Raw genomic sequence first — 1,643 nt, 5'->3', positions numbered from 1 at the left:
GGGGACATTTATCAATTATCAATTATCAATTATCAATTATCAACTTATTGATAGCCTGCGGCTTGAAGCGAGAACAGATGTGCATATCTGCCCCCAGCTTTAAGTAATTGTTCGTGGGAACCTTGCTCGATAATTGCACCGTTTGCCATGACAACGATCTTGTCAGCCATTCTGACAGTCGAAAAGCGATGCGAAATCAAGACTACCATCCGATCCTGAGTGAGCGATCGAAAATGATTGAAGATATTCATTTCCGCTTCGGCATCCATCGCCGCCGTCGGTTCATCTAAGATGAGAATATCCGCATCCGATCGCATAAAAGCGCGGGCGAGAGCGATCTTTTGCCATTGTCCGCCGGATAATTCTTGACCGCCTTTAAACCATTTACCCAACTGAGTATCGAATTTTTCCGGTAGTACATCGATAAAGGGTGTTGCCATCCCTTTATTGGCGGCAAGTTGCCATTCTTTGCGATCGTCCAAATGTTCGACATCACCGACGCCGACATTTTCGCCGACTGTAAATTGGTATTGAACGAAGTTCTGAAAAATTACGCCAATCCGCCGCCGTAAAACGTCGATATTCCAATCTCGGAGATCCACTCCGTCGAGTAAAATTCTGCCACTTGTAGGTGTATAAAGGTTGGTTAAAAGTTTAATTAGGGTAGTTTTTCCAGAACCATTTTCACCAACGATCGCGAGTTTTTCACCGAGCGGTAGATGCAATGAGATATTATTTAAGACTGGTCGATCGCTACCAGGATAGCTGAACGAAACATTTTCAAATCGAATCCCCTCCTGCACGATTCCGTGAGTAATTCGCCCTTGAGATTGAGGCATCGGTTGGTCTAGGAACTCGTAAAGATTGGCTAGATATAGATTGTCTTCATACATCCCCCCGATCGATGTTAGTGCCGATGCAAAGGTCGATTGCCCCTGTCTGAACACCACCAAATACATCGTCATTTCACCTAAGGTAATGACGCCCGCGATCGCTTCGATGATAATCCAGGCATATGCTCCATAAAAAGCAACAGTACTTAGCAAGCCCAGTAAATAGCCCCAAACGCCCTTCTTAATCGTCAGATTGCGGTCTTCCTCATACAGCATGTTGAAGATATTGCGATACCGCTGTAAGAGCATGTCACCAAGCTGATAGAGCTGTACCTCCTTGGCGTAATCTTCTCGCGCTAATAAGGTCTCTAAATAGTGTTGCTGGCGGGTTTCGGGCGATCGCCAGCGAAATAACCGAAAGGCATGTTCGGAAAATCTCGTCTCCGCAACAAATGCCGGAATTGCCGCCACAATCAGCACCACCACCGCCCACCCCGAAAATCGCCACAGCAAGCCGCTAAAGGTAATTAGGGTTAGTGCGGACTGACACAGCCCAAAGGTGCGCGTAATCAGGGATAACGGACGGCTGGAGGCTTGAGATCGTGCCTGACTCATCTTGTCGTAAAATTCGGAATCCTCAAAATGTGTCAGATCCAATGTCAGGGCTTTTTCGAGAATCGATTCGTTGACGCGTTGTGCTAACAATACTCGTAGTAGTGATTGGCTAATGACTAAGCCCTTCTGAGTGGCAGATAATAAGACGATCGCGATTGCTTCCAAACCCACATACATCAGCGCATGTTGGCGATC

The 1,643-nt window shown here is 46.6% G+C and carries 1 protein-coding gene; it reads right to left on the bottom strand.

What is annotated here, in order from left to right; all coding sequences use genetic code 11:
- Window positions 1-44: 44 nt before the first annotated feature.
- On the bottom strand, window positions 45-1,643 hold a 1,599-nt coding region (locus RMO27_RS14595; protein WP_309733748.1), incomplete at its 5' end, for an ABC transporter ATP-binding protein.

The sequence above is a fragment of the Chamaesiphon sp. OTE_75_metabat_556 genome (assembly GCF_031378165.1).
In the GTDB taxonomy this organism is placed as follows: domain Bacteria; phylum Cyanobacteriota; class Cyanobacteriia; order Cyanobacteriales; family Chamaesiphonaceae; genus Chamaesiphon.
This window is presented reverse-complemented; position numbering and strand designations above follow the sequence as displayed.